The organism is Sphingobacterium sp. MYb388, assembly GCF_037479535.1.
Taxonomy (GTDB): domain Bacteria; phylum Bacteroidota; class Bacteroidia; order Sphingobacteriales; family Sphingobacteriaceae; genus Sphingobacterium; species Sphingobacterium anhuiense.
The window spans coordinates 70398-90396 of record NZ_JBBGYV010000006.1 but is presented as its reverse complement, the minus strand read 5'-3'; the positions used below and the strand labels follow the sequence as shown (position 1 = coordinate 90396).

General features: G+C 35.5%; 20 protein-coding genes. 6 read left to right on the top strand and 14 right to left on the bottom strand.

Going from position 1 to position 19999, the window contains the following annotated elements; all coding sequences use genetic code 11:
* Positions 1–38 precede the first annotated feature (38 nt).
* A complete protein-coding gene (gene bshA / locus WH188_RS18170) occupies positions 39–1175 on the bottom strand; it encodes an N-acetyl-alpha-D-glucosaminyl L-malate synthase BshA (protein ID WP_021189334.1) in 1137 nt (378 codons plus the stop codon).
* A 159-nt stretch (positions 1176–1334) separates the two neighbouring features.
* Here bshA and WH188_RS18165 point away from each other — a divergent pair, with 159 nt between their 5' ends.
* The 5 genes from WH188_RS18165 (at position 1335) to WH188_RS18145 (ending at position 5918) form a co-directional block, all read left to right on the top strand.
* Complete coding sequence (locus WH188_RS18165; protein ID WP_132773431.1) at positions 1335–2051, top strand: DUF1003 domain-containing protein; 717 nt, start codon at positions 1335–1337, stop codon at positions 2049–2051.
* Positions 2041–2445 (top strand): alternative ribosome rescue aminoacyl-tRNA hydrolase ArfB, encoded by a 405-nt coding sequence (arfB, locus tag WH188_RS18160; protein WP_021189332.1) that lies wholly within the window; start codon positions 2041–2043, stop codon positions 2443–2445. The genes WH188_RS18165 and arfB overlap by 11 nt, the downstream gene beginning before the upstream one ends.
* 324 nt (positions 2446–2769) lie before the next feature.
* Entirely contained in the window at positions 2770–3144 is a 375-nt protein-coding gene (locus WH188_RS18155; RefSeq protein ID WP_021189331.1) for a BlaI/MecI/CopY family transcriptional regulator, read from the top strand.
* 27 nt (positions 3145–3171) lie between these two features.
* Entirely contained in the window at positions 3172–4992 is a 1821-nt protein-coding gene (locus tag WH188_RS18150; protein ID WP_168128225.1) for an energy transducer TonB, read from the top strand.
* Between the two features lie 44 nt (positions 4993–5036).
* The gene (locus WH188_RS18145) at positions 5037–5918 is read left to right on the top strand and encodes a hypothetical protein (protein WP_168128224.1); all 882 of its coding nucleotides are present in this window, start codon (positions 5037–5039) and stop codon (positions 5916–5918) included.
* A gap of 34 nt (positions 5919–5952) precedes the next feature.
* Here WH188_RS18145 and WH188_RS18140 read toward each other — a convergent pair whose 3' ends face one another.
* The 13 genes from WH188_RS18140 to WH188_RS18080 all read right to left on the bottom strand — a co-directional run bounded on the left by WH188_RS18140 (position 5953) and on the right by WH188_RS18080 (position 18714).
* Positions 5953–6243: a chaperone modulator CbpM gene (locus tag WH188_RS18140; RefSeq protein ID WP_132773437.1), complete on the bottom strand. Its 291-nt coding sequence runs from the start codon at positions 6241–6243 to the stop codon at positions 5953–5955.
* Between the two features lie 4 nt (positions 6244–6247).
* Entirely contained in the window at positions 6248–7144 is an 897-nt protein-coding gene (locus tag WH188_RS18135; RefSeq protein ID WP_132843720.1) for a DnaJ C-terminal domain-containing protein, read from the bottom strand.
* Between the two features lie 45 nt (positions 7145–7189).
* Complete coding sequence (locus WH188_RS18130) at positions 7190–9877, bottom strand: carboxypeptidase regulatory-like domain-containing protein (RefSeq protein WP_168128223.1); 2688 nt, start codon at positions 9875–9877, stop codon at positions 7190–7192.
* 256 nt (positions 9878–10133) lie between these two features.
* A complete protein-coding gene (locus WH188_RS18125; protein WP_132773441.1) occupies positions 10134–11708 on the bottom strand; it encodes a M28 family peptidase in 1575 nt (524 codons plus the stop codon).
* A gap of 87 nt (positions 11709–11795) precedes the next feature.
* Entirely contained in the window at positions 11796–12242 is a 447-nt protein-coding gene (gene rpiB / locus WH188_RS18120) for a ribose 5-phosphate isomerase B (protein WP_021192041.1), read from the bottom strand.
* Positions 12242–13111 (bottom strand): twin-arginine translocase subunit TatC, encoded by an 870-nt coding sequence (tatC, locus tag WH188_RS18115; protein WP_021192040.1) that lies wholly within the window; start codon positions 13109–13111, stop codon positions 12242–12244. Before tatC ends, rpiB begins: the two co-directional genes overlap by 1 nt.
* A 75-nt stretch (positions 13112–13186) precedes the next feature.
* Positions 13187–14536 (bottom strand): acetyl-CoA carboxylase biotin carboxylase subunit, encoded by a 1350-nt coding sequence (accC, locus tag WH188_RS18110; protein ID WP_031289467.1) that lies wholly within the window; start codon positions 14534–14536, stop codon positions 13187–13189.
* A gap of 82 nt (positions 14537–14618) precedes the next feature.
* Complete coding sequence (gene accB / locus WH188_RS18105; protein ID WP_168128222.1) at positions 14619–15092, bottom strand: acetyl-CoA carboxylase biotin carboxyl carrier protein; 474 nt, start codon at positions 15090–15092, stop codon at positions 14619–14621.
* A gap of 80 nt (positions 15093–15172) precedes the next feature.
* On the bottom strand, positions 15173–16162 hold the full coding sequence (locus WH188_RS18100; RefSeq protein ID WP_021192037.1) for a beta-ketoacyl-ACP synthase III: 990 nt from the start codon (positions 16160–16162) through the stop codon (positions 15173–15175).
* Between the two features lie 5 nt (positions 16163–16167).
* On the bottom strand, positions 16168–17106 hold the full coding sequence (plsX, locus tag WH188_RS18095; protein WP_168128221.1) for a phosphate acyltransferase PlsX: 939 nt from the start codon (positions 17104–17106) through the stop codon (positions 16168–16170).
* Between the two features lie 106 nt (positions 17107–17212).
* A complete protein-coding gene (rpmF, locus tag WH188_RS18090) occupies positions 17213–17404 on the bottom strand; it encodes a 50S ribosomal protein L32 (protein ID WP_021192035.1) in 192 nt (63 codons plus the stop codon).
* 14 nt (positions 17405–17418) lie between these two features.
* Complete coding sequence (locus tag WH188_RS18085) at positions 17419–17955, bottom strand: YceD family protein (protein ID WP_132843715.1); 537 nt, start codon at positions 17953–17955, stop codon at positions 17419–17421.
* A 108-nt stretch (positions 17956–18063) separates the two neighbouring features.
* Positions 18064–18714 carry an epoxyqueuosine reductase QueH gene (locus WH188_RS18080; RefSeq protein ID WP_021192033.1) on the bottom strand — a complete coding sequence of 217 codons (651 nt, stop codon included), beginning with the start codon at positions 18712–18714 and terminating at the stop codon, positions 18064–18066.
* 155 nt (positions 18715–18869) lie between these two features.
* On the opposite strand from WH188_RS18080, the gene WH188_RS18075 reads away from it, so the two are divergent.
* Complete coding sequence (locus tag WH188_RS18075) at positions 18870–19997, top strand: hypothetical protein (RefSeq protein WP_132773449.1); 1128 nt, start codon at positions 18870–18872, stop codon at positions 19995–19997.
* Positions 19998–19999 lie beyond the last annotated feature (2 nt).

Below are 19999 nucleotides of genomic sequence, written 5' to 3'. Positions count from 1 at the left end.
ATTTTTTTTTCATCCGATAAGGACGAATGTCATATTTATTAGGAATTTTTAACTTTTTCTATCACCTGCCTATAATATTCCTCGTATTGGGGCATAATATTACTAAGCTGGAATGTTTTAGCTCGCTCTAATGCAGCATCTTTAAACTTTTCTAGGCGATCATTATCCTCTAAAATATAGATTGCATTTTTCGCCATTTCATCAACATCACCAATATCACTTAAGAATCCTGTTTCTCCATTAACATTCAGTTCTGGTAAACCTCCCGTATTGGTTGAAATAACAGGAACTTTACAGGCCATTGCTTCCAAAGCGGCTAGACCAAAACTTTCAGAACTCGATGGCATTAAGAAAAGATCGGATACGGATAGAATTTCTTCAACAGCATCTTGTTTACCCAGAAAGCGAACATCTTGACATACACCAAGATCACGACATAATTCTTCAGCATTCGTCCGTTCTGGTCCATCACCAACCATTAATAGTTTACTGGGGATATGTTCATTTACTTTTTGAAATATGCGAATCACATCTCCGGTATTTTTAACTTTTCGAAAGTTGGAGGTATGAATCAAAATGCGTTCATTTCCAGGAGCAATAGCTCGTTTAAAATGAGAACGGTCTTTTATACTAAAGCGTTCCAGATCAATGAAATTAGGAATAACTTGAATGTCTCGCTTAATATCAAAATAAGTAAGCGTTTGATCCTTTAAACTCTGTGATACGGTTGTTACACCATCAGACTGATTAATTGAAAAAGTAACGACAGGGCTAAAGCTTTTATCTTTACCAACTAAAGTAATATCAGTGCCATGTAATGTCGTTACAACAGGGATATTGATGCCGTAAGTTAATAAGATTTGTTTAGCCATAAAAGCAGCTGAAGCATGTGGAATGGCGTAGTGAACGTGGATGACGTCTAGTTTTTCAAAACGAACAACATCAACAAGTTTACTTGCTAAGGCAGATTCGTATGGCAAGAAATCAAAAAGAGGATATTGTGAAACAGCAACTTCGTGATAAAATAGATTTTCCGAAAAAAAATCCAAGCGGGCAGGTTGCCGGTAAGTGATGAAGTGAACCTGATGTCCATGCGTAGCTAAAGCCTTTCCAAGTTCTGTTGCTACGACGCCACTACCGCCGAATGTTGGATAACATACAATCCCTATTTTCATAATGCTTATTTATTTACTGCAAATTAAAGATTAATTTGTAAAACAGCCAATCACACGAATGCAATAATTTGTGAAGGACTATTTTCAGGTATTATGAATCGGTATTGCTGGTTTATTGCTGGAAATAAATTATCTTGTTATATATTAACTAAACTTATTATGAAGACTTTTGTAAGCAGTATATCTGGAAAGACATTTCCCATTACCAGTAAAGTGTTGGGATCTACATTAAGAACTTCTATTTTTGATCTTGTCAAGGAGGATTTTCCAGAATTTTCAAAAGAATCTCTCATTGCCGCTAGCGAACTGGATGGATATAAAGAAAAGTATATCTCAACAATCTTGAAAAATGAGTTGGGAGAGCTTACACGTTTAGATCAGCTGGTGATTGAGAGTATGAATAATAATCAGATGATTAGCGCATCTATTGACCAAGAGGAAGTTGCAGATTCTTTTGGGGAACGTATTGCAGATAGAGTTGCTGGGTTTGGAGGGAGCTGGACATTCATTTTATCCTTTTTAGGATTTTTAGTTTGTTGGATTGTGTTAAATATGTATTGGTTGAGTAACAAAGGATTTGACCCATATCCATTTATATTGCTCAATTTGTTGTTATCCTGTATTGCTGCTTTACAGGCTCCCGTTATTATGATGAGTCAAAACAGACAAGAGGATAAAGACCGTAAAAGAGCGCAGAATGATTATATGGTCAATCTTAAAGCAGAGTTGGAAATACGTACTTTACATGAAAAGATAGATCATTTATTGATTCATAAAGAACAGGAGCTCATCGAGATGCAGCAGTTCCAGTTAGATATCATAAAAGATCTAATCAATAAAATAGATAAGTTGGAAAGAAGTAACAATGGTAAATAAAGAATTATTATTAAGAGAATTAACCTTTAAATTTGCACGTTCGGGTGGAGCAGGGGGACAAAATGTCAATAAAGTTTCAACTAAGGTCCTGTTACAATGGCCAGTTTTGGCCAGTACATGCGTTGATGAGGATATGAAGAGTCTCATTATGGAAACATTAAGTAACCGTATCAATAAAGATGGTATCTTTCAATTAGAATGTGATACAGATCGTTCTCAATTGAAAAACAAAGAAATTGCAATCGAACGATTTTTACATATTATCAAAACGACATTGACACCCGTAAAAGCACGGAAAAAAACAAAAATACCTTATCGGAAAGTTTTAGATAGGCTAGATAGAAAGGCGAAACAATCAGAAAAGAAGAGTAACCGACGTTGGAGTGCTGAATAATGGCTATTAAAAATCATTCAAGCTTAAAACTCAAATTTAAAATATAGCCACTTAGGCCTATGCTAGTATATTCCTGTAAATATTGAAGGTAATTCTTCAGTATTTATAGGAATTTAATGAACCTAAATTACAGTTATCCCAAATGATTCAATTTAGCAATAGTCTCTTACAATATGACAATGTAACTTTATTGTTAATTTTAATTCATTGTATATCAGTGCAATATGTTGTAAACTAAAAAATTAGTTTGATAACTAGGTTTTTAGTTTTATACTTGTTATATAATCGATTATCGGCAGACGTGCCATTTTAATAAATAGAGTTATGAACGAAATTAAAGAACTTACAAAAGCTGAAGAGCAAATCATGCATGAGCTTTGGGAAATGGATGGAGCCTTTGTTAAAGAAGTGATAGATCGTTTACCAGAGCCCAAACCAGCTTACAATACAGTCTCGACCATAGTGCGGATTTTAGAAACCAAGGGTTTCTTAGTGCACGAATCTTATGGGAAAAGTCATCGATATATCCCTAAGATTACAAAAGAAGAGTATAAGAAACTGATTACAGGGAAACTTTTAAATAATTATTTTGATAATTCAGCGAGCAGCATGTTATCTTATTTTCTTGAAGAGAATAAACTTGATCTCGGCGAAGTCAACGAATTATTAGAGATGATTGCCAAACAAAAGAAAATTTAAAGATTTCAATCACTTAACACCTGAATTATGATAGCTTATCTGATTTTAGCAAACACAAGCCTCGTCATATGCTATTTACTTTATCATTTAGTCCTGAGAAAACTCACATTTTTCCAAGGAAATCGGATCTATTTATTGGTTGCTGTATTATTATCTTTTACATTACCAGCAATACAATTTGTAGATCTATCTGAAATGGATTATAAGACTACGTTAATTCCTGCTATTTCGCTGGAATTAACAGAATTTAGTATACCTGAAATTGAAATTGTGGGTAAACAGCAATTTTGGCAACTGCATTCGAATGTTGAACTCATTTATTGGGTCTCCATCATCATTGCTACTTCGTTTTTACTAATTAGATTGTATAAGCTATACCGTAGGTTTAATAAAGCTGATGGCAACGACTCATTTTCTTTTTTGAATTTTGTTTATATCGGTGAGGAAGTGAAAGAAAATGAAATCATCCACCGTCATGAATTAGTTCATGTACAGCAAGGGCATTCTTATGATATTCTTTTTTTAGAAATTGTTCGAGTTTTTAATTGGTTTAATCCTGTATTCTTTTTTTATATCAGAGAATTGAAATTTCAGCATGAATGTATTGCTGATCAACTTTGTGCTGCAAAAGATAAAGCATCTTATGCAGAATTATTAATTGCAAATGCGCTCCGGGTATCGACTGATGTGTTATCACATGGCTTTGCCAGAGAGTCCATTTTAAAAAAGAGAATTATGATGTTATTTCAAAATAAATCAAAGAAATCAAATCAATGGAAATATATGTTGATCATTCCAATTGCTGGTTTAGTAGGTTTGGTGGGGCTCGTATTAAACAATACCGTTGACGCAAAAACAGAACTGATTGATAAAGTGATCGATGTGAAACTACCGGTGGTATCTGAGGCTGTTACAAAACTGATGGAGATTGAGGAACAAGGACCACAGCAGGAAAAGATTTTTAGTAATCCGGAAGTGCCGGCAGTTCCTTCGGGTGGTATGAGAGCTTACATGAGCTATATACGTCAAAATTTCAAATATTCAGATGAGATGTTGGATAAAGGCATCAATGGTACTGTTGAAATTGATTTTGTAGTCGAGAAGGATGGTCGTATTACAAATGTTAAAACGAAGAATGATATTGGATTTGGTGCTGGGGTTATGATTCAGAATCTCGTGAAAAATGGAAAAAAATGGAAACCTGCGATTCAAAATGGTAAATCAGTTCGGTCTTCCTACACACTTCCTGTGAAATTGGCTGCAGGTAGATTTGGATCGGAAAATTCGAAAAGTAATAATGTGAACAATTCAGATGGATCTAAAGACGCTACCGTCCACTTTCCAGAGCCTAAAAAATCAAATAAGCAAGCTGTTATTAAGAGACAGACTACAAAATCTTCGGAGGATGTCGTTCGTTTCCTTCCACCGAAAGTAACGAAAGATGAAGTGCCACAGAAGAAACCTGTTAAATCGTCTCCTGATGAAGTTCGTTTTCCGGAACCCAAGAAACCAGCGGAAAATACGGTTATATTTTCAGCTGTTGAAGTTAAACCAGCGCCACCAAGGGGGATGCGTGATTTTATGAATTATGTGGGAGAAAATTACAATTTTCCAAAGGAGGCCTTAGAAAATAATATTAACGGTGTCGTAGAAGTATCATTCATCGTTGAAAAAGATGGTAGCCTATCTAACTTTGATATAAAAAGAGATTTAAAGTACGGAACTGGACAAGAAGCGGTGAATGTTTTGAAGAATTATCCTGAAAAATGGAAACCTGCAATACAAAATGGACAGCATGTAAGGGTTGCTTATACGATGCCTATCCGATTAAATACAGCTGCCCAATAATTAAAATAACGTTTTATGCGATGGCGCTTTTTTTGAATAATGTTATGAAAGCTATTTATATTTTATTTGTACTATTCTTATTAACGTCTTGTCGGTCAGCTTATCAATTCACTCCAAAAGGTTTTATTGTTGATGGGGATGAGTATTTTGTTAATGTCGAACGAAATCTGTCTGTATATGTCGGTGATAATTTTTCAAATTATGATGAAAGGACGAAAACTGGACTGCAGACAGCTTATCTTTCACATGACGATCAGAAGATCATAAAGAAATTAGGCTATGATGCCACGAAGTATACTGTTTTGTTCAATGGAAAAAGTATCGGAGATACGACATTTAGATTGATCAGCTTAATCAATAATAAATCGGATGAGCGTTTTAAAAATACAAAAGAATTGTTGTCAAGAGATGGATTCGAAATTAAAAAGACAGCAGAAGGGAAATATTATTATCGAACTACGACCTTAAACAAACAAGTTATTTATCATGCTATGGTTCCCTTTAAGCAGCAATTGGGAAGAGAAGAGTATGTCAGTTTGATTTACATTATCCCTGAGAAGTACTTTAAGAATTTTGCTCACATTGAAGATCTGGCGATATCAAATGCTTCTATGTATAGACAGCATTATATTTTTACACCAAGCCGTACAGAAATTTTATGTCCTGATGATAGCAGTAGGGGGCATTTTGATTACCGTATCCCTGATCAATATATACAAAAGGAAAATTACACATTAATGAAGGGCTTTTCTGCGGATAGAGATGAAGGAAAAAAACAGTTGATTATTTACCGGCTTGTTCAACCAGGACAATCATATGGTTCGTTTGTTGTTTGCAAAGGTAATTATCAAATTGAATTAACAGATTTACGCCATAATGTGATTTGGAAAGATATAATAACAGTTGATCAAGACTTAGATAATTAATACCAGATTGTAAAAATCAGCTTAAAGCTTTGAATTATGATTCCAAAGCTTTAAGCTGATTTTTTATGCGCTGCAATTCACTTTGTAATGCTTCCACTTTCTGAATGAGATGATGTGCTACCTCAATACCCGCAGGATTTACATCTAGCTCATAATACCAGTCCGAAAATCTTTCCAGATCCCGAAGCTGTTCCTCTTCAATATATTTTTCTTCCTGTTGGATGATAATATGGAGAAGACCATACTCATTTAAAGTTTCTATAAAAGTAATCTCCGCTTTCCTTGAATAGCAGTAATCAGATAGTTTAATTAGGGTCCTTTCCATAGGATTATTTCTTTAAATCGGCCAACTGTTTGAATAGTTCTTTTTCTTTGTCGGTTAAATTGGTTGGTATCATCACGTTCATACTGACATACAGATCTCCAAATTCACCATCTTTTTTATAGACAGGAAAACCTTTTCCTTTTAACCTGACTTTGGCATTGTTTTGTGTTTCAGGTTGAATTTTAAGTTTTATTTTACCACCATATGTATCAATGATGGCTTCCCCGCCTAAAATAGCGGTATACAGATCGATATCTAATGTTGTATAGAGGTCATTACCCTGACGTTTAAACTTGGGATCAGCAATGATGTGGAAAGTAATATAAAGATCTCCTTTTGGCCCTCCATTTACACCTTCACTACCAAGGCCTTTAAGTTTAATTTTCTGACCATCTTCTACACCCGCCTGTATGTTGATTCGGATGTTCTTACCATTAATCGTAAAAGTTTGTGCATGAGTCGTATAAGCTTGTTGTTGTGTTAACTCCAATTCAGCATTGAAATCTTGTCCACGAAAGTTATTTCTTCTTCCGCCCCCGGAGCGGTTACCAAACATTTGTTCGAAAAAATCTGAAAATTGTCCATCATCAAAATTTCCTGTATAGCCCTGCGAACCTCCGAAAGGATTTTCATTCGACTGTCGGTACTGCTGTTGAGACCGCTCATATTCCTCTCCTCGCTGCCAGTTTTCACCATATTGATCATATTTCTTACGTTTTTCCGGATCGGATAATACCTCATTGGCTTCATTAATCTCTTGAAACTTCTGTTTTGCAGCCTCATCATTAGGATTGAGATCGGGATGATATTTGCGGGCTAATTTTCGATAAGCTTTTTTTACATCATCAACAGATGCCGTTTTGCTTATGCCAAGTACTTTATAGTAATCTTCAAATGCCATATTATTTTAGTTGCTATAGTTTCAACAATTGTGAAGCCTGTTTGTTTAATTTTTCAGTTTTGTTACTTTAAATTTATAAATATATCCTAACAAAAAGTACTGTCTTAAAGTAACCGTGTTTTGAAAATAGGTTGTATTGCCACTGGTACCCCAGTAGTTCTGTCTGTTTTGATTTAAGATGTCAAAACCCGTTAATTTGATCTGGGAATTATTTTTCAACGTGTAATAAATAGAAGAGTTCAGTATATGATAATTGTCTCTTCCACTTAGGCCACTTGCCCTATTCTCTAGTGAATAGGAGGTCTCTAGAGAAAAACCTTTTATAGGATTTATATTTAATCCTACGCCAACATTGTGTGTTCTATTAGCGGTAGCAATAAAATCGGGATTGTTTTTAACCGAATTCTGAGCCTTGTTCCAGCTGTAGGTATATTTAGGCGTTAGGCCGATTAAATTCTTCCAAGTAATAGAAAATTCCTGTGTTAGATTGATGCCGAGGTTTGTTAATTTGTTGTCCACATCATTGATCGAAGAATAATATTGGTAGGTATATAAGCTACTGTTTTGAGATATATAAAATACCCAATCGTTACCAGCTTTAAAATTATATCTACCATATAAATAGCCATTATAATTAGTCGTTGATCCTGCTTGAAATGCCTGTATGGTATAATGTCCATTTGTCACATTACGCCAACTTCTATGACCCTCACTTTTATCTTTATAGTTTACACCGGAACTAAATCCCAGTTGGTATTTTTGTGTGTATTTATTGAATGAAAAGCGCGTACTTTGTTGCAGTTTATTCTCATAGAAAAAAGCTGACAGTCGCGTCATCAGAGGATTTAGTGTATCCCTAATACTTTGGATCTGATATGTTGCAGGTGATTCTAAATCTTTAGACCAAGAAAGATCAAAATCTTTATAGCGAATATTGATATTAGGTAGCCAGTAACCATTCGAAGTTGTTTTTCGTTTATTGATTTTGAATAAATCAAATTGATTATCCTTAACTGCATATGCTGTACCGAAGTTTACCGCTAATTTTTTGAAAGGTTTCCAGTAAAATTTCATGGCAGTCACATATTCCTGTGATTTAAAACTATAGCTGTTTTCAAACTGCTCACCATGGATAGTTCCTGTATTATCTCTGTTATAGAATAAACTTTGTGTAGGTCTGCTACTCGAAGTATTATAAGAAATATAGAAATCAAAATTTAGTTTTTCGATACTGGTATTATTATACCCAGCAAAAGTTTTGATACTGCTGGATTTCTCTCGATTCGTTCTGTTTTCCCATAGACTAGTATTTGGGATCGGGTTCTGGAATATCTCTGTTAATTGATTGCCAATTTCTTCTGATTTATCATTTCTAATATTGATGGTATTTTTTAGAGATACAAGATGTTTCTTACTTAATTGTTTTTCAATGTGGAAATTATGATCGTAATTAATATTATACCCATCTGATGTGTTATTGCTTTTGCTGTTATTTATTTTTTTGTCTTCGGTATAGGTATTCATCCAGCTATCAGTTTTACCATCATTATTGGTAATTGAAAGCTTAGGTGTAAACTCGACGTATGCTGTTGTATCCATTCGGTGTCTGAAAAGCGTATTGATATTGTGCGCAAGCGACTTCCGATAGCTATTATATTCGTTTTCGCCAAATTGCTTAACATTATCATACAGCGAGGTTTGACTTCCTTGGTTTTGGCCTTCTTCATTTTTGTACTTTAACATGTACATGAGGTTTAGTTTTGTTTTCTTTCCCCAATCATTATTGAGGTTAAAGCCACCGGCAATATCATTTGCTTTGCCATTATAATTTCTGCCACCAAAGTCATTAAAACCATAATTTTCAGCTCTTCCTAATCCACCGTGTTGATTAAGTTCATTGTAATCAAAACTTTCTCGATTGATATTATTACCAAATCCGATTAAACTCAATTGCAAAGTATCCTGAAAAGTATTGAACAGACCACCAGCTTCATAGCGGTCTCTAGTTCCGACACTGCCATATAATTTACCAAAACTTGCTTTCAGAAAATCTTTTTTGAATTTCAGATTGATGGTAATAGGTAATTTTTCTTCATCCTCCACTGTTTTTTTTGATTCGCCTTTATCGCGGTATACCTGTACCGTTTTAATTAAGGAAGCATCTAGATTGCGTGTAGCAATTCGCAGATCGCTGGCAAAAAAATCTTTACCATTTACTTTTACCTGAGAAACTTCTTTACCTTCATAATAAATAGTACCATCCATATTAATTTGTAGACCAGGCAACTGTTTTAAAAGTTCTTCAGCATTGGCGTTCGGTCTAGTCTTAAAAAAATCAGTGTTATATTCTAATGTATCTTTATTCATGCGCACAGGTGGTGCAACAGAAATGACGACCTCGTCCAATAGTTTTCCCCCCAGTTTAATCGAATCTAATTGCTTTTTTTCGTCAGGATTTAAAAGAATGTCCTGATGATAGTTGCTGCTATTGACGTGCGAGATATATAAGATCAGATTTTTATTTGCAGGCAGTTTAACGAGGTTGAATTCTCCTTTATCATTTGTCAGAGAATAGGAGAGTACCGAAGAATCCTGTTGCATAAGAATGGAAACTGTTGCTTTTTCAAGCGGTTTATTTGTATGATCAATAACAGTCCCTTTCAAACTTCCTGAGTTTTGGGAATAGGCAAAATTAATGCATAAAAATAGCAAGCTTAATACATATAGCTTCATAATTGACTTTTTAGGAATGGTTGGTTTATTGCTCGCTAAGATAATTACTTTTTTAGATATCGATTTTTAATTAACTTATTTTTAACACATTCACTTTGTTTTATGCTGCATGAAATTGTTTATCCGATTTAATCAGTTGGATCGGTTATCAAAATAGGAAGCAGTTTTACTCGTTTAATTAGGTGCAATAAGCACATAAAAAAAAGTGGTTTCCTTATTCAGGAGAACCACTTTAAAAATCTTACGCAACTAATTTTTAATCCTTCTTGCTATCTACAGCAGGTTTTGTAGCACTATTGGCAACATCCCAAGCCGTTTGAAAAATAAATTTTTCTCTTTTGACCATAATCGGGAAATCTATTTTATCAACAGTATCTTCAGGCGTGTGATAATGCGGATGTAAACCTGAGAAGTAAAAAATTGAAGGAATACCTTTACTGGCAAAATTATAATGATCAGATCGGTAATAAAGACGCATTGGATCTTTTGGATTATCGTACATGAAGTCTAATTCCAGTTTGCTGGATTTATCATTTGCTTCCTTATTGATTCTTGCTAATTCAGAGCTTAATTTATCTGCTCCAATGGAATGAATATAGTTGTGATTTCCATTTAAATGCTTATCGTCAATGCGTCCTATCATATCAATATTGATACAAGTAACGGTATTTTCAAGAGGGAAGACCGGGTTTTCGGTATAATACTTAGACCCTAATAAACCCTTTTCTTCTGCAGCATATGTGATAAACAAGATACTTCTCCGAGGACCTTTGCCCTCAGCTTTAGCCTGACTAAATGCTTTCGCTAACTCAAGAACAGCAGTAGTTCCTGAAGCATTATCATCAGCTCCAGGAAAGATAGTGCCATTTGAACTTTTGCCGTCGTGATCATAATGGCCACCTATAACAATTATTTCATCTTTCAGATCAGACCCTTCAAGCAAGCCCAGTACATTAGGATCCGTGAATTGTTCAGCCACCATACCCAATTGTGCATTAAAACTTGTATTGATAGCAAAAGATTGAGGCTTTTGACTCTGATTGATTTTTGATGTAATATTTGCAAGACTTGTTTTTCCCTGATTCAGGATATAGTTAGCAACATGATCGGTGATATTGACAACAATAGGCATTGGATTAGTTTCAGGAGCTGTTTGATCCTGAGCTAAATTAAAGCGTCCTTCGGTTGCACGATCTCCTGCACTTTCCAGCCATGTACCGAGATCCTCAGTGTATGCAAGAATAAGTTTAGGCTTATGTTTTAGCACCTCTCTAATCTTTTTATTGCGCACGGTGGACCATTCCGATAATTTTGTCGTTCCAGTGATCACAGAATTCCCTTTTGCATCAACAGGTTCTTTGTTATTGATCAGCATCACAATTTTGTCTTGCAAATCAATTCCTTTGATATCAGAATATTTGGGGTCATCAATACCGTAACCGATAAAAATAATCTCTTTATCGTCGATTGATTTCAACTCATTATTACCTAACGCCAGTAGATCTTGTCCATTGACAAAAGGACGGCCTCCAATTTTAAAGCTCTTAACCTGATAACTGTTTTTTAGTAAACTTACCGGTTGAAAATATTTACCTGCAACAGGTGGTGTTAATCCTAATTTTTTAAATTCATTTGCAATGTATTCAGTAGCCAAACGACCACCTTTTTGACCTGTGCCACGTCCCTCAAGATCTGCAGATGCTAGGATAGTAAGATGCTTTCTGGAAGACTCTTCAGTAATCAGATCAGCATATTTTGCAGCTGGATTTTGTGCAACTGCACAGCTGTAAATGGACGAAATAAGACAAATTAAACTGAATAATTTTTTCATTGTTTTTTCATTTAGAACAAATAGAACAAAAAAAACGGAGAAAAAGTATATATATACCTTTTCTCCGTCTATTAAATTATGTTAAAATTAACAACCACAGGCAATTTTACCAACACGTGTAGCATGTCTACCACCTTCAAAATCTGTCGTTACAAATGTTTTAACGATTGATTTTGCAAGATCAAGATCAATAAATCTTGCTGGAATACACACAATGTTAGCATCATTATGTTGACGTGCCAATGCTGCAATTTCTTCTAACCACGCTATTGAAGCGCGGATCCCTTGATGTTTGTTTGCTGTAATTGCCACACCATTTGCGCTACCGCATATCAATACACCTAATGTTGCTTTTTCTTCTTCCACTTCACTTGCAACCGGATGAGCATAATCTGGATAATCAACAGAATCCGTATTATATGGTCCGAAATCTTTTACTTCGTAACCTAATTCTTTTAATAAAGCTACGATAGCCGTTTTGTATTCAAAACCTGCATGGTCACTTCCTATTGCAATTGTCTTTACAGTACTCATTATATATTGTTTTTTTCTTGTGCTAATTTTTGTTTTTTAACTTTCGCTGATACTAAGATACTAATTTCGTATAAAAGGAACATTGGGGTAGCTACCGTCAACATGGTGATGACATCCGCTGTAGGAGTAATAATCGCTGCCACAACAAGGATAATAACCGTTGCATATCTTCTGCTTGCACGCATAAACTCTGGAGTCATAATACCTAATTTTGATAAGATAAAGATCAGAATTGGTAATAAGAACACAATACCACAGCCTAACGATAATGTAGCGATCGTTGAAAGGTAAGAGTCAATGGTAATCTGATTCGTAATTTCGATACTTAATGAAATATTGGCTAAGAAGTTAACAGATAACGGAACGACTACATAATAACCAAATAATACTCCTAATACAAACAATAGGGTAGCATAAAAAACAAATCCTCGAGCAGATCTTCGTTCAATATCTGTTAAAGCTGGTTTGATAAAAAGCCAGATTTCAAATAAGATGTAAGGGAAACCCAATAGTAAAGACATGAGCAAACAAGAGTTGATTTGCAACATAAACTGTCCCGCTAGTTCAGTATTGATAATATTGAAAGGAATATGTTCGACACAGAATCCATCGATATTAAACTTGTTACCAACAAGACACATCATTCTATATGTCCAGAAATTAAGACTTTTTGGCCCCATAATGATTTCGTTAAATACGAAATCATAGAAAGTGAATGATAAACCTGCGAAAATACAAATTGCAATCACCGAACGAACCAAATGCCATCTCAGTACTTCGAGATGATCAAAGAATGACATTTCTGCTTCTAAATTTTTTCCTTTATCTTTTATAGATTCGACTAGGCTTTTCCGTTCTGTAGTACTCATAAAAATTGTTTGTAAACAAAAATACCATTCTTATTGAAAAGAATGGTATTTTTTATCTATGTAAAGATAATTTTATTATACATTATCTTCTGAAAGGTCAAAAGTTTCCATAAACTTCGTAGTAAAGTTACCAGCTCTGAAGTTAGGATCGCGCATTAAACGTAAATGAAGAGGTATTGTTGTTTTAATACCTTCGATAACAAATTCACTTAAAGCTCTTTCCATTGTTGAGATAGCTTCTTCACGTGTTTGCGCAACACAGATTACTTTAGCAATCATCGAATCGTAATATGGAGGAATCGTGTAACCCGCATATACATGTGTATCGATACGTACACCGTGACCACCTGGTGAATGGAAATTAGTAATCTTTCCTGGTGATGGGCGGAAGTTATTAAATGGATCTTCAGCATTGATACGGCATTCGATCGCGTGCATGGTCGGCTCGTAGTTTTTACCTGAAATAGGGATACCGGCAGCAACTTTGATTTGTTCTTTGATTAAATCAAAATTAATGACTTCCTCTGTTACTGGATGCTCAACCTGAATACGTGTATTCATTTCCATGAAGTAGAAGTTACGGTTTTTATCAACTAAAAACTCTACTGTACCAGCACCTTCATAGTTAACAGCTTTAGCACCTTTGATAGCCGCTTCGCCCATTTTCTGACGTAATTCTGGCGTAATAAAAGGTGAAGGAGCTTCTTCCAATAACTTTTGGTGACGACGTTGAATAGAACAATCTCTTTCAGATAAGTGACATACTGTACCGTATTGATCACCTACTACCTGAATTTCGATATGTCTTGGTTCTTCTACATATTTCTCCAGATACATACCGTCGTTACCGAAGGCTGCAGCAGATTCCTGACGTGCAGAATCCCAAGCATGTTCAAATTCTTCTTCTTTCCAAATAATGCGCATACCTTTACCGCCACCACCAGCCGTAGCCTTAATGATAACCGGGTATCCGATTTCTTTAGCAAGTTTAACACCTTCTTGCAATGAGCTCAAAAGACCATCAGAACCAGGTACCGTAGGTACGCCAGCTTGTTTCATTGTATCTTTTGCTTGTGATTTATCGCCCATTTTTTCAATCTGCTCTGCAGTGGGACCAATAAATTTGATACCATACTGTGCACATATTGAAGAAAATCTCGCATTTTCTGCTAAGAAACCATATCCAGGATGAATCGCATCTGCATTTGTTAATTCTGCAGCTGAGATAATATTTGGGATGTTTAAGTAAGAATCTTTACTGGCAGGAGGACCGATACAAACAGCTTCATCCGCAAAACGAACGTGTAAACTATCTTTATCAGCTGTTGAATAAACAGCTACACTTTTGATACCCATTTCGCGACATGTGCGGATGATACGTAAAGCGATTTCTCCTCTATTAGCTATTAATATTTTTTTAAACATTGTATTTTCTGTAAGTTTTGAGGTATGAGTGCACAGTACCTGTGCGCTCATGTTGATCGACAATAAAAATATTGACGATTGTTTATCTAGGATCTACCAAGAATAATGGTTGATCGAACTCAACTGGTTGAGCATCTTCTACCAAGATTTTAACAATTTTACCTGAAACTTCAGATTCAATTTCATTGAATAATTTCATCGCTTCAATGATACACAATACATTACCATTGTTAATTTCGTCGCCAACATTAGCAAATGTCGGTTTACCAGGTCCCGCAGAACGGTAAAAAGTTCCGATCATTGGCGATTTAATCGTGATAAAATTAGCTTCTTCAGAAACTACTGCAGGAGCTGCCGCTGCTGGAGCAACTGCAGTCGGTTGAGGAGCCGCTGCCACTGGTGCTGCTGCAACTGGAACCGAAGCGGTTACATATGTAGGCTCCTGATTTGTTTTTATCGTAATTTTGAAATCTTTTTCTTCGATTGCTACTTCATTCACACCTGATTTTGAAACGAATTTAATCAAGTCTTGAATTTGTTTAATGTCCATACCCATAGTTATGCAGGTTAAATATTTTAGTGTTAATTTTTAAAATTCTTAAAACAGCCTTCAAAGCTACAAAATAATATTTGTACTTAGTAAGCCCATTTTAAGTATACAGATCCCCAAGTAAATCCACCGCCAAAAGCTGCTAAAATCAGGTTATCACCTTTTTTCAGTTTACTTTCCCATTCCCATAAACATAAAGGAATAGTGGCACTTGTGGTGTTCCCATATTTCTGAATATTAATCATTACTTTTTCTTCCGGTAATCCAGCACGTTCTGCTGTTGCATCGATAATACGTTTATTTGCTTGATGGGGTACCAAATAAGCAATATCCGAAGCTTGAAGATTATTTTTCTCCATAATCTCGGCTGCTACATTAGCCATATTGGTAACAGCAAATTTAAATACCGTTTTTCCTTCTTGATAAGCATAGTGTAAACCAGCGTCCACAGTAGCATGGGATGCCGGATTTAGAGAACCGCCACCTTTGATATTTAAATATTGACCACCTGAACCATCCGTTTTCAAGATTGCATCTTGAATACCATTGCCATCAGTGTTAGGTTCGAGTAGCACTACACCACAACCATCTCCAAATAAAATACACGTATTACGATCTTGATAGTTGACTACTGAAGACATTTTATCGGCACCGACAACCAATACTTTTGTATGTTTACCCGATTCAATAAATTGGACACCAGTTGTCAAGCCAAAAAGAAAACCTGAACATGCCGCTTGTAAATCATATCCCCAAGCATTTGTAGCCCCAATTTTATCGGCTAAGATATTAGCTGTGGCAGGAAAAAGCATATCTGGAGTACTTGTACAGAAGATGATCAAATCAATATCTTTTGCAGTAATTCCTCTTTTTTCTAATAATTGTTGCACCGCAGGTACAGCAAGGTCTGAAGTAGCTTTACCTTCTCCTTTTAAGATTCTACGTTCTTTGATACCTGTACGAGATACAATCCACTCGTCATTGGTTTCAACCATAGTTTCCAGCTCTTTATTTGTGAGGATATAATCAGGAACATATCCACCAACTGCTGTAATCGCAGCATGAATTTTTGACATAAAATTTAATTAAAAGCAGATCTGATTTTGTCAATAAAATCTGACTGGATCATATCTCTAGATTGTAAAACCATATTTTTAATAGCCTGAGGAGTTGATATTCCATGGCCTATTATAACAGGAGCATTAACTCCTAAAACAGGACTACCTCCATACTGCTCGTAGTTGAATCGGTCGAAGAACTCATCTTTAAGTCCTTTTTTCAATGTTACTACGTAAAATGATTCTGCTAGCTTTAAAACAACATTCCCTGTAAAACCATCACAAACATACACGTCGGCAATATCTGAAAACAGATCACGGCCTTCGGCATTTCCGATGAAATTAATGCGTTCGTTATTTTTTAAAAGGGGATAGGTGGTTGTGGTTAGGATATTTCCTTTTTCTTCTTCTTCACCGATATTTAATAAACCAACCTTCGGAGAAGAAATACCAAACATATGTTGCGAATACAAACTTCCCAAAATCGCAAATTGATTGAGCATTTCGGGTTTACAGTCTGCATTAGCTCCGACATCAAGGAGTAGTCCAAAACCGGATTTCAGTTTGGGTACAATTGTCGTTATAGCAGGTCTTAGTACGCCAGGTACCGTTTTTACACTAAAAATAGATCCGACAAGCATTGCTCCGGTGTTACCAGCAGAAGCAAAAGAATCAATTTCACCGTTTTTTAGTAATTCAAAGCCTTTGGCTATACTAGAGTTGGGTTTTTGTGTAATCGCTTTAGTAGGGTGTTCACCCATACTAATGTTTTCAGGTGCATGTATATATTCAAAGTCCGAAGGATTACCCCCAGCTTTTTCAATAAGCGATTTAGTCTCCTCCTCATCACCAAAAAGAACAAGTTTTTGATCTTCTGTCAAGAGTTGTTGAGCTTCTATCGCACCTAATATTGTTGCATTAGGGGCATAATCGCCACCTAAAATATCTAAACCAATCTTCATTCGTGATTATTTTTCAAGTCAATAATACGCAAAAAACATCCCAAATTAAAGTATAATCTGAAAATTATACTCGTTTTGGGATGTTTTATGTTTTGAAAGATCTAAGTTAGACAACAGCCGTATTTTCAATGATCAATTTACCGTTGTAGTACAAATTACCATCTACAGTGTATGCACGGTGTGGTAAATGAACTGCACCAGTTTCTTTACAAATGCTTAAGCTAGGTCTGTCTGCTTTATAATGTGTTCTTCTCTTGTCTCTTCTTGATTTAGAAGTCTTACGCTTTGGATGTGCCATCTCGTATTTCTGTTTTAGTTATTTTTAATATTTCTTAATGCGGCCCAACGTGGGTCAATGTTCTCTTCTTTTACTTGCTCTTCTTTCTGTTGCTCAGTTGATATATGCGCTAACATAATCGGATCACAGGTAATATCTTTTCCTTGATCACTACATTTAGCAAACAAAGGAACTGCCAAATTGATATATTCATATAGCAATTCAGTCAGGTCTAGCTCATGATCGCTTTTGGATAAAACCAATACTTCTTCCGTATTATCAGTCCAGTCCTCAGCGGTGAATTTGACCAATATCCGCTCTTTTACTGTAATAGGCGATGGAAATTCGCTTAAACAAACATCACAAGTCAATCCGATATCTCCAACAATTGTGAAATTTAAAATAAGCAGATTTTCTTGCTTCTGTAATTCAACATTTGCTGTTAGATGACCATCTTTAACAATGGAATGCTCAAAACAATCAAAGAACTTTTTATCGATCTCAAACTCAAAATTGTGCTTCCCTGCATTTAGCCCCGAAAACGGTATTTTGTATTGTATTAGATGTTTCACAATCTTGCATTTGAGCCTGCAAAGGTATGTATAAATAAGTTAGCATTGAAATTTTTTTTTAAAATATATTTCAATTTCGACTTCATTTATATGCCTTATAGCAAGCGGTTATTCATAATAATTTTTACCTAATTCTATTTTTTCCCGACCGTTTTCCATTCGCCAACGGTTGGTATCCCGTAAAGAGTAAGCGCAACCACAATATTCTTGCATGTAGAACTTTTCTTTTTTAGATATTTCTAACATGCGGATAGCACCACCTTTTTTTCTCCAGTTGAATGTCCAATAGTCCATTCCCTCGAAGCGGGAGGCGGCACGTACACCACAATCATTGATTTGATCCATGTTTTTCCACCTTGAGATTCCTAAAGAACTTGATATAACATCAAATCCATTCGCAGCAGCATATTCTGCTGTTTTCTCAAAGCGCATGTCAAAGCACATCGTACAACGAATTCCCTTCTCAGGTTCGTTTTCCATTCCCTTTGCTAAGTCGAACCAATGATCTACATCATAGTCGGCATCAATAAAAGGAATATTATGTTTTTCTGCAAAACGGATATTCTCCTCTTTTCGTAAATCGTATTCTTTACGAGGATGAATGTTAGGATTGTAGAAATAGATTGTAAATTTGATATCCGAGCTGATCAAAGCCTCCATTACTTCACCAGCACAGGGTGCACAGCACGAATGTAAAAGCAGATTTTTGCCTTCGTTAGGTAATGTTAACTTTTCTCTGATGAACTCCTTCTCTTCCATTGCTATTTTACTGATAAAAGTTTGGCAATTTTACTCAAAAAGTACTGAACTAGCAAATATTTGATAAACAGAATTTATTGTACCCTCGCCAATCTCTCTTTTTTTATCTTTATATTGGATCATATTTGTAGATTTGTACCTATATCAGATTAAAAATGAAATCACTAACAACGTATATAACTTTACTTTTATTGGCTATTGTAACATGCTTGACTTCATGTGTACGAGAGGATGATGAGCCAGCATTGGCTAAGGTAGCAATCTCGAGGCTGTATGTTTCTTTTTCGGATTATCAATTGGATGAGGGGCAGACACCTTATAACAATGTCGATATTATTGATCCTGCTGACTCATTGACTCATTTTGAACCTTCTTTATCCTATAATTCAAGTACAAAAGGTGGGGCAGCAATATTATTTAACCCAATCGCAAAATATATTTTTCAAAGCAGTGCTAATGATGGTGGTATTGTAAAAGATACAAGCATTCAGGTAATGTCTGTAAATCCTGTAACAGGAGCTCCCGCATCTAATGGTTTAATTTCAAATGGATTGTTAACCCGTGTCAGAGGATTAGCCTACCATTATAATAAGGGTACAGAAAATTTATATGTAGCAGATCTTGGTGAAGGTACTAGACCTCCGAGTATCTATCTGTTTCAACGACCAGGAAGTTACAGAGGAAAAGCAAAAAGAAATCAACAGATATCCCTAGGGAAATTAGTCCCATGGACAATGGCTTTTAAAAACGCTGAAGATAATTCAGACTTATATGTCGCTGTCAATGGAGAAAAGAAAGGTATTGCGATATTTAAGGATATCTTAAGAAAAAATCAACCCGCAGATTCAGTTTTGAGTGAGACAGCATTTCCACCCAAAGCTGTTCTAACTATAGCAGATCAGGGGGAAATCAGAGGATTTAGTTATTCCGCCCGTCAGGACTTACTTGCTGTTGCTAGTTATACCTCTACCGGCGGCACTAGTGTCGGAAGAATTTTATTATTTGAAGGAGCAGGAGCATTATTAGCAGTCTCAGGAGACCGTGCTATTCAACCAACACGTATCATTACAGGGGCATTAACAGGATTAAAAAGACCACTAGATGTTGCTATTGACAATCGTGATGGAGCGAAATATTTATATGTCGCCGATGCCGATACTAAGATTGTTTCCCGTTTTTTGATTACCGATAAAGATAATGTAGAACCCAACAAGAAAAAACAATATACCTTAACACCTGTTGCATTATCTTTAGATGCGAGAGGGCCAAGTGAGAACGATTAAGA

Excerpts from the sequence above, each read along its gene's own strand:
- bshA (WP_021189334.1), bottom strand. The coding sequence starts at position 1,175 with ATGAAAATAGGGATTGTATGTTATCCAACATTCGGCGGTAGTGGCGTC.
- WH188_RS18165 (WP_132773431.1), top strand. The coding sequence starts at position 1,335 with ATGAAGACTTTTGTAAGCAGTATATCTGGAAAGACATTTCCCATTACC.
- arfB (WP_021189332.1), top strand. The coding sequence starts at position 2,041 with ATGGTAAATAAAGAATTATTATTAAGAGAATTAACCTTTAAATTTGCA.
- WH188_RS18155 (WP_021189331.1), top strand. The coding sequence starts at position 2,770 with ATGAACGAAATTAAAGAACTTACAAAAGCTGAAGAGCAAATCATGCAT.
- WH188_RS18150 (WP_168128225.1), top strand. The coding sequence starts at position 3,172 with ATGATAGCTTATCTGATTTTAGCAAACACAAGCCTCGTCATATGCTAT.
- WH188_RS18145 (WP_168128224.1), top strand. The coding sequence starts at position 5,037 with ATGAAAGCTATTTATATTTTATTTGTACTATTCTTATTAACGTCTTGT.
- WH188_RS18140 (WP_132773437.1), bottom strand. The coding sequence starts at position 6,243 with ATGGAAAGGACCCTAATTAAACTATCTGATTACTGCTATTCAAGGAAA.
- WH188_RS18135 (WP_132843720.1), bottom strand. The coding sequence starts at position 7,144 with ATGGCATTTGAAGATTACTATAAAGTACTTGGCATAAGCAAAACGGCA.
- WH188_RS18130 (WP_168128223.1), bottom strand. The coding sequence starts at position 9,877 with ATGAAGCTATATGTATTAAGCTTGCTATTTTTATGCATTAATTTTGCC.
- WH188_RS18125 (WP_132773441.1), bottom strand. The coding sequence starts at position 11,708 with ATGAAAAAATTATTCAGTTTAATTTGTCTTATTTCGTCCATTTACAGC.
- rpiB (WP_021192041.1), bottom strand. The coding sequence starts at position 12,242 with ATGAGTACTGTAAAGACAATTGCAATAGGAAGTGACCATGCAGGTTTT.
- tatC (WP_021192040.1), bottom strand. The coding sequence starts at position 13,111 with ATGAGTACTACAGAACGGAAAAGCCTAGTCGAATCTATAAAAGATAAA.
- accC (WP_031289467.1), bottom strand. The coding sequence starts at position 14,536 with ATGTTTAAAAAAATATTAATAGCTAATAGAGGAGAAATCGCTTTACGT.
- accB (WP_168128222.1), bottom strand. The coding sequence starts at position 15,092 with ATGGGTATGGACATTAAACAAATTCAAGACTTGATTAAATTCGTTTCA.
- WH188_RS18100 (WP_021192037.1), bottom strand. The coding sequence starts at position 16,162 with ATGTCAAAAATTCATGCTGCGATTACAGCAGTTGGTGGATATGTTCCT.
- plsX (WP_168128221.1), bottom strand. The coding sequence starts at position 17,106 with ATGAAGATTGGTTTAGATATTTTAGGTGGCGATTATGCCCCTAATGCA.
- rpmF (WP_021192035.1), bottom strand. The coding sequence starts at position 17,404 with ATGGCACATCCAAAGCGTAAGACTTCTAAATCAAGAAGAGACAAGAGA.
- WH188_RS18080 (WP_021192033.1), bottom strand. The coding sequence starts at position 18,714 with ATGGAAGAGAAGGAGTTCATCAGAGAAAAGTTAACATTACCTAACGAA.
- WH188_RS18075 (WP_132773449.1), top strand. The coding sequence starts at position 18,870 with ATGAAATCACTAACAACGTATATAACTTTACTTTTATTGGCTATTGTA.